Source organism: Demetria terragena DSM 11295 (assembly GCF_000376825.1).
Lineage (GTDB): Bacteria > Actinomycetota > Actinomycetes > Actinomycetales > Dermatophilaceae > Demetria > Demetria terragena.
Map to the genome: position 1 here is coordinate 313,281 of NZ_AQXW01000003.1, position 15,965 is coordinate 329,245.

The window sequence follows — 15,965 nt, forward strand, 5'->3', positions numbered from 1 at the left end:
GCACTGGCTACTCAGATCACCGTGGTCAGAACTGAGCGGACTCCGTGGAGTCCTTCAGCGCGGTCGTCGACGAGTCGGGGTTGAGCGCCGTCGAGACCAGGTCGAAGTAGCCGGTGCCAACCTCACGCTGGTGCTTGGTCGCGGTGTATCCGCGCTCCTCCGAAGCGAATTCACGCTCCTGCAACTCGACGTATGCCTTCATCTGCTCACGGGCGTAGCCGTGGGCCAGGTCGAACATCGAGTAGTTGAGAGCGTGGAATCCGGCCAGGGTGATGAACTGGAACTTGTAGCCCATCGCGCCCAGTTCGCGCTGGAACTTGGCAATGGTCTCGTCGTCCAGGTGCTTCTTCCAGTTGAACGACGGGCTGCAGTTGTAGGCCAGCATCTGGTCGGGGAAGTCAGCGTGCACCGCGTCAGCGAACTGCTTGGCAAGCTCGAGATCGGGGGTGCCGGTCTCCATCCAGATCAGGTCGGCATACGGCGCGTAGGCCTTGGCCCGCGTGATGCAGGGTTCGATGCCATTGCGCACCTTGTAGAAACCCTCCGCCGTGCGCTCGCCAGTGAGGAACTCGCGGTCGCGCTCATCCACGTCGGCGGTGATGAGGGTTGCTGCTTCTGCGTCGGTACGAGCAATGACCACACTCGGCACGTCGGACACGTCGGCCGCCAACCGTGCCGCGTTGAGGGTGCGCACGTGCTGTTGGGTCGGGATGAGCACCTTGCCACCCAGGTGGCCGCACTTCTTCTCGGAGGCCAACTGGTCTTCCCAGTGCACGCCCGACGCGCCGGAGGCGATCATCGACTTCATCAACTCGTACGCGTTCAGCGGGCCACCGAAGCCAGCCTCGGCGTCGGCCACGATCGGCACGACCCACTCATCGACGGTCTTAACGCCTTCAGAGAACTCAATCTGGTCGGCACGCATGAGCGCGTTGTTGATGCGGCGCACCACCTGCGGCACCGAGTTGGCCGGGTAGAGCGACTGGTCGGGGTAGGTCTGGCCGGCGATGTTGGCATCCCCGGCGACCTGCCACCCGGACAGGTAGATGGCCTTGAGCCCGGCCTTGACCTGCTGCACGGCCTGGTTTCCGGTCAGTGCGCCGAGGGAGTTGACGTAGTCCTCGGTGTGCAACTTGTCCCAGAGCTGTTCGGCGCCGCGACGAGCGAGGGTGAACTCTTCCTGCACGCTGCCACGGAGCTGCACCACGTCCTGGGCGCTGTAGTCGCGGGTGACGTTCTTCCAGCGTGGGTTGGTGTCCCAGTCCTTGCTGATCTCCGCTGCTGCTGTCGCTCGCGGATCCAAGCCGTCTTCGCTCAGCTGCGTTTCATTCACCGTGGCGGTCATGGCTCCTGTGTCCTTTCGATGCCGGCTGACGCCGGTTCACTGTCGGTGATCTGCTGTGGTCGCCGATCATGCTGGCGACTCGATGCGACCATCATGCGCAGCGCAACGGGCCTCTTTCACGCCGACCGGGCATAAAGAATCAAGAATTTTGACAAAACGACGCGATATGGATCCACTTTCATCGCTTTTCCGTCATGATGGCTGTCATGAGTCGTACGTCTTCACGTGGTCCTGGTCGGCTAGTCGCTTCTGCTCCAGCTCCGAGCCGCAACGATGCTGGTTCCCCGGTCGGCCCTGATCCGCTCACGATCGGACGGCGCCTTCGACACCTCCGCACGCAGGCGGGACGCACGCTCGGCGAAGTCGCCGAGTCTGTGGGAATGTCCCCGTCGGCGTTGTCTCTGATGGAAAACGGCAAGCGGGAGCCGAAGCTGTCGGCTCTCACCGCGCTTGCCGAGGAACTCGACACGACACTGACCGATCTGTTGAGTGCTGCGCCGCCAAGTCGCAGAGCATCGCTGGAGATCAAACTCGAACGGGTGCAACGGAGTTCGGCTTATGCTGCGCTCGGTCTTCCAGCCGTCAAGGTCGGGCCGCGGCTGTCAACTGAGGCCCTGGAGGCATTGGTTGGTATGCACGAGGCGATGGCTGAGGTGCAGGCTGAGCGGGCGGCAACCCCGGAACACGCACGGCAGGCGAATGCCGATCTACGGCTGCGGATGCGCGCGGCCGATAACTACTTCGGCGAGATCGAAGACCAAGCATCGGATCTGCTGTCCGCCATTAAGCACCCTGGTGGACCCATCAGTCGCGCGGCCGTTGATCGGTTGGCGGGGCACCTCGGCTACCAATTGATGCATACCTCGGACCTGCCTGGGTCGACCCGGACGGTGACCGACATGTCCCACCGCCGGATCTATTTGCCCCAGCCCGAGGCTGGTCAGCATGACTCGCGGTCCCTGGCTTTGCAGGCGCTGGGCCACCTTGTTCTGGGGCACCAGGTTCCGGAGTCGTACGCCGACTTTTTGACTCAGCGGGTGGAGATCAACTATTTCGCGGCCGCCCTTCTGGTGCCCGAGGCCGACGCGGTCACCCATCTGCAGCAAGCAAAGAAGGACAAGGACATCGCGATCGAGGACCTGCGGGATGCCTTCGCGGTGTCCTATGAGACCGCAGCGCACCGGTTCACCAATCTGGCGACGCGGCACCTGGGAATCCGTGTGCATTTCATGCGGATCTCTCGGGATGGCGTGATCTTCAAGGCCTATGAGAACGACGGCGTGAGCTTTCCTACCGACGCGAGTGGCGCGATCGAGGGGCAGCGGGTGTGCCGCGAATGGACGGCACGACAGGTCTTCGTGCAGCCAGATTTGTCGCAGGCCTACCAGCAATACACCGACACCCGAACCGGGACCTATTGGTGCACGGCGGTCGTCGACCGAACCCAGGACGGCCTTTTCGCGGTCAACGTCGGGGTGCCTTATGCCGACGTGAAGTGGATGCGTGGGCGAGAGACCACATCCCGCTCGAAGTCGCGATGCCCGGACCCGACGTGCTGCACGCAGCCGCCGAGTGAACTCGCCAGCAGGTGGTCCGGCCATGCTTGGCCGAGCGCCCGGGCCCACTCCCATCTATTGGCGGCGATGCCACCAGGGGTGTTCCCGGGCGTCGACGACACCGAGGTCTATGCCTTCTTAGAGCGGCACGCCCCGACTCGGTGACCGGGTGATTTCACAGCCCCTACTTCACAGCCTTGAGTGCGTCGACCAAACCGTGCCCGTAGTAGCCGTTGTTGTTGTCGGGTCCGGCACAGGTGTCACCATCACAGGGCATCTCGGTGGCCTGTGACTTCAAGAGTCCAATCAGGCGCTCCGGACTGGCCTTGGGATGAGTGGCCTTGAGCAGGGCGAGTACGCCTGCGACGTGCGGCGAAGCCATCGATGTGCCACTGCTGCTGCCGTACTGCCCGTTGGGCAACGTCGAGAGGATGTTGGCGCCGGGAGCCGCGACCGTGATCTTGCCTTTGCCGTAGTTCGAGAAGCCCGACTTGGTTATGCCGGCTTTGTCGTCGGATACGGAAGAGACCGACACGGTGCCGGGGACTTCGGTGGGGAGGTCCAGGCAGTCCTTGTTCAGCTGGCGGCTCACCGCTTTGCTGTCGTTGGGGCTGGTGGTGTCAGTGGTCTTGTTGGCCAGGTCGTAGGTGGAGTTGCCTGAGGCGGCAACATGGGCAACGCCCTTATAGGTCGCGTAGGACATTGCGCGGCGAACGGCTTCCATGCCGGGTGCTTGGTTGGCTTGGTCCGAGCACCAGAACGCCCACGGGTCGACGTAGTAACTGTTGTTGGTGACGTCGATGCCCTGCATGGCCGACCACATCATGCCGCAGACGGCGTACTCCGGATAGATGAAACCACCGTCGTTGACCACCTTCACCGCGGCAATCGCTGTGTTGGGGGCAATCCCGACGATGCCTTCGCCGTTGCGGGCTGCGCCGATGGTTCCCGCGACATGGGTGCCGTGGCTACTTGTGGTGGGGCCCCAGTTCTTGCGTTCCGGGACTCCAGCGTTCTGGCAGGAGACCGATTTGTCGGACCGGAAGTTGGAGACCAGATCCGGGTGGAGGCCGTCGACGCCGCTGTCGACAACGCCAACCACGACGTCGGAGCTACCGCCGCTGATCTTGTGCGCGCGGTTGGCCTTGATGGCCTTGTTGCCCCACTGCTCACCTTCGCGGGGGTCTGCTTTCACCTTCGTCGCCTGCTCGTGCCCGGTGGTGTCCGTACGCTCGACCGAAGCCTTGCGAGAACGAGACGGTGACTTGTCCTCGCTGTCGGTGCCCGGTGTGCCCTCGGCCACCGCAGTTGTCCGGGTCTGGCCAGCCGACTTGATCGGCGAGTTAGTCCCCTTTGGCAGGTTGTCGACGAATGCGGCCTTGGTGGAGTGGGCCACGATGACGCCAATCTGCGGCCAGGACTGCACGACCACGCCACCGGCCTTAGTCACGACACGTTCGGCCCGCTTGAGTTGGCTGTCGTTGACCTGGCCCTCCTTGAGGTTGACCACGTAGCTCATGAGCGTGCCGTCGGCAGGCGCGGTATCGACTGGTGTCGAGGGCGGATCCGATGCAGGGGAGGCTTCGGCGGTCGTTCCGGCTGTGCTGCCGAGAGCCACCGCCGAGGCGAGCGCCACGGTGGTGGCCAGACCGAGAAGCCGGCGACGAGTGCGAGACGGATGTGTCATGGGTGGACCTTCCGGAGAACGAATGGGGTATTCCGGAGGTTAGTGAGGTATGTCACGCCATGGTGGGTAGCGCGCTCACCGGATTTTTGCCACAGATTCCGGTCAGCACGCTACCCGCGAGTTGGGCTCACAGCGCAGCGGTCGATCAGCCCAGGTTGTAGTCCTTGATCGCCTTGTTGGTCGCCTTGGTGAGGCCCGCACCCGGCTCGATGCCCGTGATGGTGTTGTTGACATCCTTTGCGACCTTCGGGAGGTCTTCGATGGAGTCGATGTCCATGTAGGTGGGGACAGCCATCGTCAACTTGGCGTTGCCGTACCAGGTGCCGATGTTGACGTAGTCCTTCTTGTACTTGTTCCAGTAGTCGGCGTGGGTCATGGGGAGCCACGCGTCCATGTAGAAGTCCGAGGACCCCTTGGAGAGGCCAATGTAGAGCGGGCCGGCTTCGGTGTATTCCTTCACCTCGACCGTGCACCCGCGATCTCCCAGGATCTTCTTCCAGAGGTGAGTGACGGCTAGGCCCTCGGCCCAACTGTTGATGACCGAGATCTTCACGGGGTCGCTGCTGTCACACAACTTTGCGCTGCCCACTGTCTTCTTGACGAAGTCCGGGTTCTTCTTCAGCCATGCGTCTACGCCAGCGGCGGGATCGTCCTTGTGATCAACGGCGACGGCGCTCGAAATGCTCGCGAGCTGGTCATCATTCATCTTGAACTTCTTCAAGGCCGCGGACACCTTGGGCTGCTTGGTCGGGAAGCCCTTGTGGGCCACGGTCCGGATGTCCTCGGCTTTGCCGAGCGCACCCTTCGGGTCCTTCAGGTCTTTCACCGGGTAGGCGTCATAGGCCCAATGCGGGCGCCAGAGCGCGACAACGATCGGATCCTTCTTGTCGGACGCCCGCTTCAGTGCCGCCAGCATCGCGGTGGAACTGGAGGTCTGCTGCTTCCAGTTGCCGCCTCCGCCGCCGGCCCCTCCTGCGGATGATCCGCTTGCCTCGCTACCGCCGTTGGATTCATCGCTAGCCGATCCGCAGGCTGCCAGGGTGGTCACGGTCAATGCCGTGGCCGCCATGGCGGCCAAGGTCTTTGTGGGTTTCATCGATTTCGCCTCTCATCATGTGCTGGTCGTCTTGGTCGGTCTCTGAGTTGGTATGGCGACGTTGGTATGGCGACGTCGGGCTACTCGGCCATCGTGGTCCCGGCCTGCGCGCGGGCCCGGGCGACTTCACGGAGCCGGGGAAGTGTGCCGAGCTCGGGCTTGGCAAGGGCGTCGGTGAGTCGGTCCAGATAGATCGCCAGGATCACGACGGCGATCCCTGCCTCGGTGCCTGGGCCGATCTGAAGAGTCGACAGGGCCTGCAAGACGTCCTTGCCGAGGCCCTCGGCCCCAACAACTGCGGCGATGACGACCATGGAGAGCGACAACATGATCACCTGATTGATGCCCGCCATGATGGTGGGCGTCGCGAGTGGGACCTGGATACCGCGCAAAACCTCACGAGGGGTGGCGCCGAAGGCCTGGCCCGCCTCGACCATCTCCTGGTCGACCTGACGGATCCCGAGTTCGGTGAGGCGGACGCCCGGTGGCATCGCAAAGATCACCGTGGCCAGCACCGCGGGTGCCGCTCCTGGCCCCATGAGGAAAAGGAACGGCAGCAGATAGACGTACGCCGGAAGAGTTTGCATGAGGTCCAGGGCTGGCCGAATGGTGTTGGAGAACCCCTGAGACCGGGCCGCCAGGATGCCGACCGGCACGGCGATCACGATCGCGATGATCGCTGCCACGAGCACCAGAGCCACCGTTTCGATCGTCTGAGGAAAGAGATCGAGCCCGTCGATGATCAAGAATCCGATCACGGTAGCGATCGAGAAGGCGACGCCTCGCACGAGCAGTGCCATGAGGGCGAGCACGGCAATGATCGCGATGATCGGAACCTGCAACAGCGGATCGGCAATGAGGTCGACCCACCCGTCGATAAAGGAGTTCAGCCCCTCGAAGAGCCAGTCAAGTTGGTCGGTCATCCAGTCGACGACGGAGGTCGCCCAGTCGCCGAGTGGGATTTCGGGCGCGACTGTTGCCGTGGGAAGTGCGGTCATCGGGGGCCTCCTTGGACGGTCGTGTCAGGCCCGGCCGGACTGAGTTCGCTCTCGTGCCCGAGCGCGGTCAACAGCGCCTCCCGAGTAATGACACCGAGGAGTTGGCCTTCGTGGACTACCCGTAGCGGCTCGGGGGAGCGGGCGGCGTGGGAGACCAAATCCGCGAGCAGCATCGTGGACGGGACCTCCGCGGCGCCTGGGTGCGGACTGTCCCCCGCGGGCTCCATGATGGCCTCGGCCGTGAGGACTCGAGACCGATCGACGTCGGCGATGAACCGGGCAACGTATTCGTCGGCCGGATGGCTGAGGATCTCTTGGGCCGTGCCAAGTTGGACGATGCGGCCCTCGCGCATCATCGCGATGCGATCACCCAGGCGCATGGCCTCATTGAGGTCGTGCGTGATGAAGACGACGGTCTTGCCGAGTTGGCGTTGCAGGTCGATGAGCTGGTCCTGCATGTCGCGCCGGATCAGCGGGTCGAGCGCGCTGAACGCCTCGTCCATCAGCATGATGTCGGTTTGGGCGGCCAGCGCCCGGGCCAGGCCGACGCGCTGTTGCATGCCACCGGAGAGCTGATGGGGCTTGCGATCGCCCCATCCCGACAGACCGACCAGGTCGAGTGCCTCGCGCGCCTTGGTGGTGCGCTCGGCAGCAGGCATGCCCTTGATCTTGAGTCCGTAGGCCGCGTTCTCCAGCACGGTGCGATGCGGGAACAGCGCGAAGTGTTGAAACACCATGCTGATGTGATCTCGACGCGTACGCCGAAGGTCTTCTGGCGACATCGCGCTGATGTCTTGGCCATGGATGAGCACTTGACCTGCGGTGGGTGGGTGGAGCCCATTGAGCATTCGGATCAGGGTGGACTTTCCTGAGCCGGAGAGGCCCATCACGACGAAGATCTCGCCGCTGTTGACCGTGAACGAGGCATCGATGACTGCTGCGGTGGTCCCGCTTGCCTGGCTGACGCTCGTGGCGCCTTCACCCGCTTCAAGTCGACGAGCGACCTGCTCCGCTTGCGCACCGAATATTTTGTAGAGCGACTTCGCTTCGAGTGCTGTCACGCACACCTCCACTGCAGAGAACGTTAAGAATGCGGGTGGAGCCACCGCCGAGCGGTCGTTGAGCCTTGGTTCCGTTCCTCACCAGACCAGGGCATCTCCGAGCCCGCAGTTCGATTCAACGGATCGTGACATGACCGTGATCTATTCGTGATGTTCGGAACTGACCGCCTTAAGCGCGTTGACGAAACCGTGGCCGAAGAAGTTGTTCAGTTCGGGAGTGCCGAGGCACCGAGGGGCACCAGCGCACGGGACGGGTGTGGCGTCACGTATCAACATGGAGGTGAGTTCCGCTGGCGTTGCGTCGGGGTGGCTGGCCTTCATGAGCGCGAGCACGCCCGCGACGTGCGGCGCCGCCATCGACGTCCCGCTCAGACTGCCGTAGCCGCCACCGGGAACGGTGGAAAGGATCCTCGAGCCAGGCGCGACCACGGTGATCTTGTCCGCGCCGTAGTTGGAACTGAAGCGCTTGGTCCAGATGTCCCTCGCAGTCTGCGTGGCCCCGACCGACACAACACCCGGCATCTCGGCCGGAATTTGGCGACATTCGGGGTTGAGCGTGCGCGCGGCGGGAGTGCTGTCGTTGGGACTCGTGTCATCGGTCGTCTTGTTCGCCAGGTCGATGTCGGAATTGCCCGCAGCAGCGACCTGCGAGACACCTTGGTCGGTGGCGTATGCCAGGGCTCGCCGGACGGCTTCGCGACCCGGAGCCTGGTTGGCCTGGTCGTCGCACCAGAACATCCATGGGTCGACGAAGTAACTGTGGTTCGTGATGTCGAATCCCTGATCGGCCGCCCACACGATGCCGCACACGACGTACTCGGGATAGAACAGGTTCTGGTCGCTGGCAACGCGGATCGAGGCGACCGAGGTCTTGGGTGCAATACCCGCGATGCCTTTGCCATTGCGTGCGGCCGCGATCGTGCCAGCGACGTGGGTGCCGTGGTTGCTATCGGTCGGCTCCCAGTTTTTGCGCTCAGGGACCCCAGCGTTCTGGCAGGAAACTGACTTGTCGTCCCGGAAGTTCGGGGCGAGGTCGGGATGAGTTCCGTCGACTCCGGTGTCAAGAACGCCTACGAGTACCCCGGGACTGCCCTGGCTGATCTGGTGCGCGGCGTCAGCCTGCACTTCCCGGTTGCCAGGCTGCTGGTCTTCCATTGGCTCTGGTGTGAATGTGGCGGGGGCGGACGGGGCGGGGTAGGTATCAGGGGCCCCTGCGGTAGGACGCTGACCGGGCGGGAGCACCGGATTGCCCTTAGGTGTGCCTTCGGCTACCTCGGTGGTGCGCGTCTGGCCTGCGGCCTCGATGGGTGAGTTAGCGCTCCTGGGAAGCTTGTCGACAAATGCGGCTTTCGTGGAGTGCGCGACGATCACGCCGATTTGCGGCCACGACTGCACGACCGTGCCGCCAGACTGCGAGATCAATTTCTCGGCCTTCTTCATCTGGCCATGGTTGATCTTGGTTGGCTTGAGATTGACGACGTAACTCATGAGCGTGCCGTCGGCAGGTGCGGTATCGACCGTTGTCGACCGCGGGTCAGCCACTGGCGCGGCGCCAGCCGACATGCCGCCGATGAGCGATGAGGAGATTAATGCGGCGGATGCCAGGACGGCGTACTGCGACTTGCGGAGCATGGGGGTCCTCACGAATCGAGTGACGAAGGAACAGGCCCGAGGGGGCGAACAGTAGCGGGGTTCGTGGCAGTCCGTGGCCGGATTCCCCACGACTCGTGCTCCGTGAATGTTGCCGATTCGGGAGTTCCTGCGCCTGTCTGGCATCATGAGGGCTGTACCCGTCTGGATGTCGCGGCCCTCTTTCCGTGTCGCCGACGCCTACCCCCGAGGTCCGGTACCCCGCGTGTGTTCCCCACCGTGGTCTGGCCGCGCCTTACTGAGCACAAAGGAAACGTTCGACATGTCTGTAAAGATCCGCTTGAAGCGCCTCGGCAAGATCCGTCAGCCGCAGTACCGCGTCGTGATCATGGACTCGCGCACCAAGCGCGATGGCCGGGCCATCGAAGAGATCGGCACCTACCACCCCAAGGAAGAGCCGAGCCTCATCGAGATCGACTCCGACCGGGCTCAGTACTGGCTGGGTGTCGGTGCCCAGCCGACCGAGCAGGTCGCCGCGCTGCTGAAGATCACCGGCGACTGGCAGAAGTTCAAGGGCGAGCCGGGTGCCGAGGGCACCCTGAAGAAGGCTCCCGAAAAGGTCAGCAAGCGCGATCTCTACGAGGCCGCTCTCAAGGCTGCCCAGGGCGAAGCCCCCGCTGACAACGCTCCGAAGAAGAGCGAAAAGAAGACTGAGAAGAAGGCCGCGCCGGTCGAGCCTGTCGAGACCAAGGCTGAGAAGAAGGCCGACGAGCCAGCCCAGGTGGCTGCGACCGACGGTGGCTTCGGCGCCGACTCTGCTGCTGCCAACGAAGACGGCTCAGCCCCTGAGGGCTTCACCGTTAAGGGCAACAAGGACTCGATGAAGTTCCACGTCGAGGGCTCGCGCTGGTACGACGCCACCGAGGCCGAGGTGTGGTTCCGTACCGCTGAGGCCGCTGTCGCAGCTGGCTTCGAGCCCGCCGGCGGCGACGCTGCCCAGCAGGTCTCCGACGAGTCTGCTGACAAGGCCTGACCCCGTGCTCGAAGAAGCACTCGAGCACCTGGTCAAGGGCATCGTCGACCACGACGAAGAGGTCGTGGTGCGGCACAAGCAGATTCGCCGTGGTGACCTGCTCGAGGTTCGGGTTCACCCGGACGACCTTGGACGAGTCATCGGCCGCTCGGGTCGCACCGCCTCGGCACTTCGCACCGTCATGAGCGCACTTGCCGGTGGCAAGAACATCCGGGTCGACATCGTCGACACGGACCGCGCTCGCTGAGCCTTCGCTGACTCGATCTCTACCAGTTCGATTGGCCCCCAGTCCTGTTCGCAGGGCTGGGGGCCTTCTCAGTCCACCGACCGGATGCGACCGACCAGAACTGTCCCGAGCAGGCCGATCCCACCGGCGACGACGTACAACACGCGATAACCCATCGTCTTGTCGGCAAATGCACTGACGATGGGTGCGGCCACCACTGGCGCTAAGACCGCGGGCAGGGACGCCGCAATCGTGACGACCCCGAGGTCCTTGGCGCGATCGGTTGCGTGTGGCAATACCTGGGTGATGAGGGCGAAATCGACTGCCATGTATACGCCGAAGCCGGTGCCCAGGAGGACCGACCCAATCAACGCGCCGGTCCACGTCGGCATGAGTGCCAGGACCAGCGCCGCCACGGCCATGACCAGGCCAGAGGCGACGACAAAGATCTTGCGGCGACCGCAGCGATCTGACCACGTTCCTGCAGCGACGGCGGTCGCGATGAGACAGCCGGCATAAAGCAGCGTGAGGACGAACAGGTCAGCGGCAGGGTCCTCCCGGCGTACGACATCGGTGAGGAAGTAGAGCAGGTAAAGAAGGCCGATGCCGTTGGAGAGCATGACCAGGAAGCGAGTGATCCAAGCCCACGCGAAGTCAGGATGCTCGCGCGGGCTGACCCACAGACTCTTGACGAAAGCGCGCCAGCGGATCGGCGCTGGCCGGTCGGTGAGGCGAAGGTCGTTGCTACGCAAGGCATACGGCACCGTGCAGGCCAGCAGAAGAACGGCGCAGGCGAGGTAGCCGGTCCGGACGCCGCCGATCGAGGCGGCGACTCCAGTGCCGAGAACCACGCCCAAGGTCTGGTTGACGCCGAGCCAGCCGCTCACCGTGGCGCGCTGATCGACCGGGACCTGGTCGGGGACGGCTGCCAGGATGCCGGCCAGCGAAGCGTGAAGGAATCCCTGGACCAGACACCATCCGAGCACCATGGCGGCAACGTGCGGCGCAAAGGCGAGAAGGATCAGCGACCCCGCTCCGCCCAGCGCGCCGACCAAGACCCACGGCACTCGACGTCCGAGACGGTGCGTCGTGCGATCGGACAAGGCGCCGAAGATCGGCGTGGCCACGACTGAGACCAAGGCGCCGGCGCCGGTCACCAGACCGAGAGTGGCCTCTTTATGGTCGGGAGTGAAGGCAGCGGCCTGCAGTCCAAGGAGGACCTGGATCGGGCCGTACATCCCGACCCAGATGCCCACGTGCGTCATGCTGACCCGGGCAATCCACCCACCGCTGGCACGGGCCGTGGGGTCTGCGTGCGGGTCGATGCGCCCGGGGACTGTCATTTGGGGCAGCGTAGGCGGTTGTCCGGTCGGGTGGGCGCATTCTGCAGTGTTCGGCGCACGCTGCATCGGTGTGCTCGAGGTCGGTCGGAAGACCTGAGAGGATCTGACCATGTCAGAAGTGATGGTCGCGCGGATCGGCAAGGCGCACGGGCTCAAGGGCGAGGTCACCGTGCAGTTGCACACGGACTCACCGAAGGAGCGATTCATCGAGGGCGCATCTTTTGCAACCGAGCCCGCAGGGCGGGGGCCGCTCACCATTCGAGCAGCCAGGATGCACAACGCGATCCAGTTGTTGGCGTTCGATGGCGTGTCCGACCGTACGGCCGCTGAAGGACTGCGCGGCGTTCGGCTGCTCGCCGAGACTGACGACTCTGAGGACGACGCGTGGTACGCCGAGGACCTGATCGGAATGTCGGTCGTGGACACTGCCGGTGCGGAGGTGGGACGCATCGCTGAGGTTGTCTCCCGGCCAGCACAGGACCTGCTCACCATCACCAAGTCTGGTGGCGGGACGGCGTATGTGCCGTTTGTCGACGAGATGGTGCCCGAGGTTGACCTCGACTCCGGACGTGTGGTCATCGATCCACCGCCGGGTCTCTTGGACCTGGAGGGCTGATGCGCCTCGACGTCATCACCATCTTCCCCGAATACCTTGCACCACTTGACCTTTCGCTGATCGGCAAGGCTCGTCGTGACGGGTTGATCGACCTCGTGACACACAACCTGCGCGACTTTGCCCACGACCGTCATCACACCGTTGACGACACCCCGTACGGCGGGGGAGCGGGCATGGTGATGAAGCCGCAGCCGTGGAGTGAGGCACTGGATCACATAGCGGCACAGGGAAATTCGCGCCCGACCCTGATCATTCCCGGGCCTGGCGGGGAACGATTCACCCAGACGACAGCGCGCGAGTTCGCCCAGCGCGAGTGGCTGGTCTTTGGCTGTGGCCGTTATGAGGGCATCGACGAGCGCGTCTATGACCACGCGGCAGCCGCCTATGACGTGCGGGTCGTGTCGTTGGGTGACTACGTGCTCAACGGTGGCGAGGTCGCGGTCCTGGCAATGGTCGAGGCGATTGCGCGTCTGCTCCCTGGAGTGATCGGCAATGCTGAGTCATTGGTCGAGGAGTCCCACGAGGACGGACTGCTGGAGTATCCCGTCTACACCAAACCCGCTGACTGGCAAGGACGTTCGGTGCCGGCTGTGCTGTTGTCTGGCGACCACGGGCGGATTGCTTCGTGGCGGCATCAGCAGCGTCTTGAGCGGACTGCTGTTCGCCGCCCTGATCTCTTGCACGCTTCAGGGGCCTTAGCGATCGATGACCTTGACCATGCCGAGTGGCGCCCGGCGACTGTTGGTGATGTCGGCGAGTTACTTACCTTGACCCACGCCTGCTGGCTGCGCGAGGTGATCAACAACGAGATGTTCGACATTCCTGCCGCGCACGAGACCTATGACTCGCTGGCGGCCTCGCTGAACGAGTGGGATACCTACGTGCTGCGCTCGCATGGCCGACTCGTGGGGTCACTTCGACTCCAGTCCGAGGGTGACACCTGCCATGTCGGACGGGTCATGGTGGCGCCTGATCTTCGTGGTCGTGGCGTGGGCCGCTGGCTGATTGCCCAGGCCACAGCGCTCGCGCCAGACGGAGTGGCGGCCCTGGAGCTGGTCACTGGCGCGCGCAGCGAAGGAAACATCCGGTTGTACAAGAAGGCGGGGTATCGCCCGGTTCCGAGCGATATCGAAGGCACCGTGCGGATGCGGAAGCGGGCTCGCTAGTCCCGCCCGCGACGGAACCGTTAAGCGTCCCGCTGCGTCGGACGTGTCATGAATCGGTGGCGCGCGCTCAATCCATCGCTTCGTGGTGCCCTCGTCATGGTGATGGTCGGCATGCTGGTCGTTGCCGGGGGCTGGTGGTTTGACTCCCGCAACCGTGCAGAGGCTGGGCCGATCGATGTCGCCGCGGAGCTGCACGGTGATCAGCGCGCACACGTCAACTTTGAACTGCCCAACGGGTCGGTGCAGGTCTCGATCGACGCTGGCGAGACCACCGCCGACGATGAGGTTCGTGCTCCGCGTGGCGGGCGCTTGGTACACGCGTCCTGGAAGGGCCAGCGGCCCATCCCAAATGCGACGGCGACGGCCCCGGCGGCGAACAGCGATTCATCGATCAAACTCCGCCTGCGCGTTGGCGGCGATAAGTTCACGCTCGATGACAATCTCGACCTGCAGCGTGAGGAGCCGAATGCAGCAACCGACCAGTCGGCGCTTTTTGCGGTGTCGACACCCAACCGTCACCTGGTGGTTGAAGTGGAGTTTGCCGGAGAATCTCAGTCTGTCGACGTGGCTACCGGCGAGCGGACGCTAGGCGCCTTCGCGCCGTACTACCGGCAGGACCTAGGTGCGCGCATCGGTTTGCATATGGGGAGCGCACCGATACGGCAGCGTTCTCATGATCTGTTGTGGACCTCAACGTGGAAAGTTGGCCTCTATCGAGTGCCTTACCTCGAGGGGCATGGTTGGGCTAAACCTGGACGGGAGTGGGTCACCCTCACCGATTCCACGCTGTCGGTTGGTCGGGTCTACTCGGACAACAAGAATCAGTTGAGGTATCAGGCGAAGTTCATCGAACCTGCGCGGGTTTCGGTCGCCGTTGATGGCGGGCGTGAGGTTCGCACGCCGAAGGCTGTGGCCGAACCGGTCGCGTTTTCCGACGCTGGTCTATCGATTACCTCGGGCGCATATGACGTCGCCCGTGGCCGTGCCCTCGTGTTTCGGCTGGCGGCCCCGGCAAGGATTCAGGCCGAGTCGTACGGTTCAGGGGCCGAAGAGGACCGCGGGGAGTTCAGGCCCGGAACTGTGACTGTGGCTGCGACGGCGCACGCGCCGGCCGTTTTAGAGCCTGGAGCAGATCGATGAAGAGTCCGGTGCGCTGCCCATGGTGGGCCGCTCTCGTGGTGGTCGCTCTGGTGGGTGCGTCTCTGGTCGCCATCTTCTGGGAGCCAGGCCCGGAGCCCTCGCCTGGGACGATCGTTGATGGAAAGGTGTCGGCGGCGTCGAGCCGCAGCGTGGGATATGAGCAGACGGAGGTTAACCGATGGTATGCGCAGATGCCGTACGGCAGGTTGAATCTCACCTCCACAGTCGGACGAGCGGTCCAGGTCGGTGCCGCTGAGCACCTCGCTGATGGCGACGCGCGTTGGGTGGAAGTCGAGTGGGATCCCGACGTCCTTAGCCGAGGGGCCACCCCGATCTGGCCAGGGGCGAACTTGTCCGAGCGTCAAGAGCCCTCCTCCCGATTAGTGCTTGTCGCAGGCGGGCGTCGACATGTCGTTGTTGAGCGACTGTTGTCTACCTCGGTTCAAGCTTCGCTGGTGGTCGCGGTGGCAAATGCGACAGATCTTCACTTCGTGGTCGAAGCAGGCGGGCGTCAAACTCGGGCAGCACTCGAACCAGTCGGAACCGGTTCTGACCCGCGAACTACCAAGGACTGCTCCGAAGAAGATGCCTCCGCGACGGGCGGCGTGAGACCGCTCATCGAGTGTGGGCTCACAGCTGAACGCGCACCGTACGTGCCGGGCCTTGGGTGGGCGCCCAAAGGCCAAGACTGGGTGATCGTGCGCGAAACAGAGGCACCCTCGCTCGACCGCCGTGCTGACGACACGGTGGCTGACTGGCGTGGCGAAGACCGTGGCGGCAGACCCGTCTACTATCGCCGCTCCGGCAATTCCTCACTGAAGTTCGCCGTCACCGGTGGTCGAAAGCCAGTGAAGACTGCGGGGAGGGCAAGTTCGACGTCCGAGGGTTCGTCGTTGGGGGAGCGCGCCTACCTGGTCCCGAGTTCGAAGACCGTTGAGGTGACGCTGACCTACCGCACGGATGTCTCTCCGCGCTCTGACCAGGAGGTTCCTGCGGCGGCTCCCAAGAGCGCGACGATCACGGCGAAGGCCTCGGTAAGCGTAGAGGCGCAGTCCTGATCGGCCGTCGGAATCAGTCGCGCAGTGCAGCGACGGAACCAACCTGACGT

At 64.0% G+C, this 15,965-nt stretch carries 14 protein-coding genes and 1 pseudogene; 8 read left to right on the forward strand and 7 right to left on the reverse strand.

Going from position 1 to position 15,965, the window contains the following annotated elements; translation table 11 throughout:
- Window positions 1-25: 25 nt before the first annotated feature.
- Window positions 26-1,345 carry an isocitrate lyase gene (gene aceA / locus F562_RS0103410; protein WP_018155526.1) on the reverse strand — a complete coding sequence of 440 codons (1,320 nt, stop codon included), beginning with the start codon at window positions 1,343-1,345 and terminating at the stop codon, window positions 26-28.
- A 206-nt stretch (window positions 1,346-1,551) separates the two neighbouring features.
- Here aceA and F562_RS0103415 point away from each other — a divergent pair, with 206 nt between their 5' ends.
- Entirely contained in the window at window positions 1,552-3,066 is a 1,515-nt protein-coding gene (locus F562_RS0103415) for a helix-turn-helix domain-containing protein (RefSeq protein WP_040385226.1), read from the forward strand.
- Window positions 3,067-3,085: 19 nt separating this feature from the next.
- Here F562_RS0103415 and F562_RS0103420 read toward each other — a convergent pair whose 3' ends face one another.
- The 5 genes from F562_RS0103420 to F562_RS0103445 form a co-directional block, all read right to left on the reverse strand.
- Complete coding sequence (locus F562_RS0103420) at window positions 3,086-4,588, reverse strand: S8 family peptidase (RefSeq protein WP_018155528.1); 1,503 nt, start codon at window positions 4,586-4,588, stop codon at window positions 3,086-3,088.
- 145 nt (window positions 4,589-4,733) lie between these two features.
- Window positions 4,734-5,684 carry a glycine betaine ABC transporter substrate-binding protein gene (locus F562_RS0103425; protein WP_083915443.1) on the reverse strand — a complete coding sequence of 317 codons (951 nt, stop codon included), beginning with the start codon at window positions 5,682-5,684 and terminating at the stop codon, window positions 4,734-4,736.
- Window positions 5,685-5,764: 80 nt separating this feature from the next.
- Window positions 5,765-6,682 carry an ABC transporter permease gene (locus F562_RS0103435; RefSeq protein WP_018155530.1) on the reverse strand — a complete coding sequence of 306 codons (918 nt, stop codon included), beginning with the start codon at window positions 6,680-6,682 and terminating at the stop codon, window positions 5,765-5,767.
- Window positions 6,679-7,743: a quaternary amine ABC transporter ATP-binding protein gene (locus tag F562_RS0103440; protein ID WP_018155531.1), complete on the reverse strand. Its 1,065-nt coding sequence runs from the start codon at window positions 7,741-7,743 to the stop codon at window positions 6,679-6,681. Before F562_RS0103440 ends, F562_RS0103435 begins: the two co-directional genes overlap by 4 nt.
- Window positions 7,744-7,884: 141 nt before the next feature.
- Entirely contained in the window at window positions 7,885-9,375 is a 1,491-nt protein-coding gene (locus F562_RS0103445; RefSeq protein WP_018155532.1) for a S8 family peptidase, read from the reverse strand.
- A 280-nt stretch (window positions 9,376-9,655) separates the two neighbouring features.
- Here F562_RS0103445 and rpsP point away from each other — a divergent pair.
- From rpsP to F562_RS0103455, 3 genes and pseudogenes are all read left to right on the forward strand, one after another.
- A pseudogene (gene rpsP, locus F562_RS17925) lies at window positions 9,656-10,102 on the forward strand (30S ribosomal protein S16); the annotation flags it as partial.
- A gap of 12 nt (window positions 10,103-10,114) precedes the next feature.
- On the forward strand, window positions 10,115-10,366 hold the full coding sequence (locus F562_RS21400) for a sunset domain-containing protein (RefSeq protein ID WP_483782825.1): 252 nt from the start codon (window positions 10,115-10,117) through the stop codon (window positions 10,364-10,366).
- 4 nt (window positions 10,367-10,370) lie between these two features.
- Complete coding sequence (locus F562_RS0103455; protein ID WP_018155534.1) at window positions 10,371-10,613, forward strand: RNA-binding protein; 243 nt, start codon at window positions 10,371-10,373, stop codon at window positions 10,611-10,613.
- A gap of 68 nt (window positions 10,614-10,681) precedes the next feature.
- Here the strand turns inward: F562_RS0103455 and F562_RS0103460 are convergent, their stop codons facing one another.
- Window positions 10,682-11,935 carry an MFS transporter gene (locus F562_RS0103460; protein ID WP_018155535.1) on the reverse strand — a complete coding sequence of 418 codons (1,254 nt, stop codon included), beginning with the start codon at window positions 11,933-11,935 and terminating at the stop codon, window positions 10,682-10,684.
- A gap of 109 nt (window positions 11,936-12,044) precedes the next feature.
- On the opposite strand from F562_RS0103460, the gene rimM reads away from it, so the two are divergent.
- The 4 genes from rimM to F562_RS0103480 are packed head-to-tail and all read left to right on the forward strand — an operon-like array spanning window position 12,045 to window position 15,915.
- The gene (gene rimM, locus F562_RS0103465) at window positions 12,045-12,551 is read left to right on the forward strand and encodes a ribosome maturation factor RimM (RefSeq protein WP_018155536.1); all 507 of its coding nucleotides are present in this window, start codon (window positions 12,045-12,047) and stop codon (window positions 12,549-12,551) included.
- The gene (trmD, locus tag F562_RS0103470) at window positions 12,551-13,717 is read left to right on the forward strand and encodes a tRNA (guanosine(37)-N1)-methyltransferase TrmD (protein WP_018155537.1); all 1,167 of its coding nucleotides are present in this window, start codon (window positions 12,551-12,553) and stop codon (window positions 13,715-13,717) included. Before rimM ends, trmD begins: the two co-directional genes overlap by 1 nt.
- Window positions 13,718-13,765: 48 nt before the next feature.
- Window positions 13,766-14,857, forward strand: coding sequence for a hypothetical protein (locus F562_RS0103475; RefSeq protein WP_018155538.1), 1,092 nt, complete (start codon window positions 13,766-13,768; stop codon window positions 14,855-14,857).
- Window positions 14,854-15,915 carry a hypothetical protein gene (locus F562_RS0103480; RefSeq protein ID WP_018155539.1) on the forward strand — a complete coding sequence of 354 codons (1,062 nt, stop codon included), beginning with the start codon at window positions 14,854-14,856 and terminating at the stop codon, window positions 15,913-15,915. The genes F562_RS0103475 and F562_RS0103480 overlap by 4 nt, the downstream gene beginning before the upstream one ends.
- Window positions 15,916-15,965 lie beyond the last annotated feature (50 nt).

Coding starts and splice junctions, on each gene's coding strand:
- aceA (WP_018155526.1), bottom strand. CDS start 1,345: ATGACCGCCACGGTGAATGAAACGCAGCTGAGCGAAGACGGCTTGGAT.
- F562_RS0103415 (WP_040385226.1), top strand. CDS start 1,552: ATGAGTCGTACGTCTTCACGTGGTCCTGGTCGGCTAGTCGCTTCTGCT.
- F562_RS0103420 (WP_018155528.1), bottom strand. CDS start 4,588: ATGACACATCCGTCTCGCACTCGTCGCCGGCTTCTCGGTCTGGCCACC.
- F562_RS0103425 (WP_083915443.1), bottom strand. CDS start 5,684: ATGAAACCCACAAAGACCTTGGCCGCCATGGCGGCCACGGCATTGACC.
- F562_RS0103435 (WP_018155530.1), bottom strand. CDS start 6,682: ATGACCGCACTTCCCACGGCAACAGTCGCGCCCGAAATCCCACTCGGC.
- F562_RS0103445 (WP_018155532.1), bottom strand. CDS start 9,375: ATGCTCCGCAAGTCGCAGTACGCCGTCCTGGCATCCGCCGCATTAATC.
- F562_RS0103460 (WP_018155535.1), bottom strand. CDS start 11,935: ATGACAGTCCCCGGGCGCATCGACCCGCACGCAGACCCCACGGCCCGT.
- rimM (WP_018155536.1), top strand. CDS start 12,045: ATGTCAGAAGTGATGGTCGCGCGGATCGGCAAGGCGCACGGGCTCAAG.
- trmD (WP_018155537.1), top strand. CDS start 12,551: ATGCGCCTCGACGTCATCACCATCTTCCCCGAATACCTTGCACCACTT.
- F562_RS0103475 (WP_018155538.1), top strand. CDS start 13,766: ATGAATCGGTGGCGCGCGCTCAATCCATCGCTTCGTGGTGCCCTCGTC.
- F562_RS0103480 (WP_018155539.1), top strand. CDS start 14,854: ATGAAGAGTCCGGTGCGCTGCCCATGGTGGGCCGCTCTCGTGGTGGTC.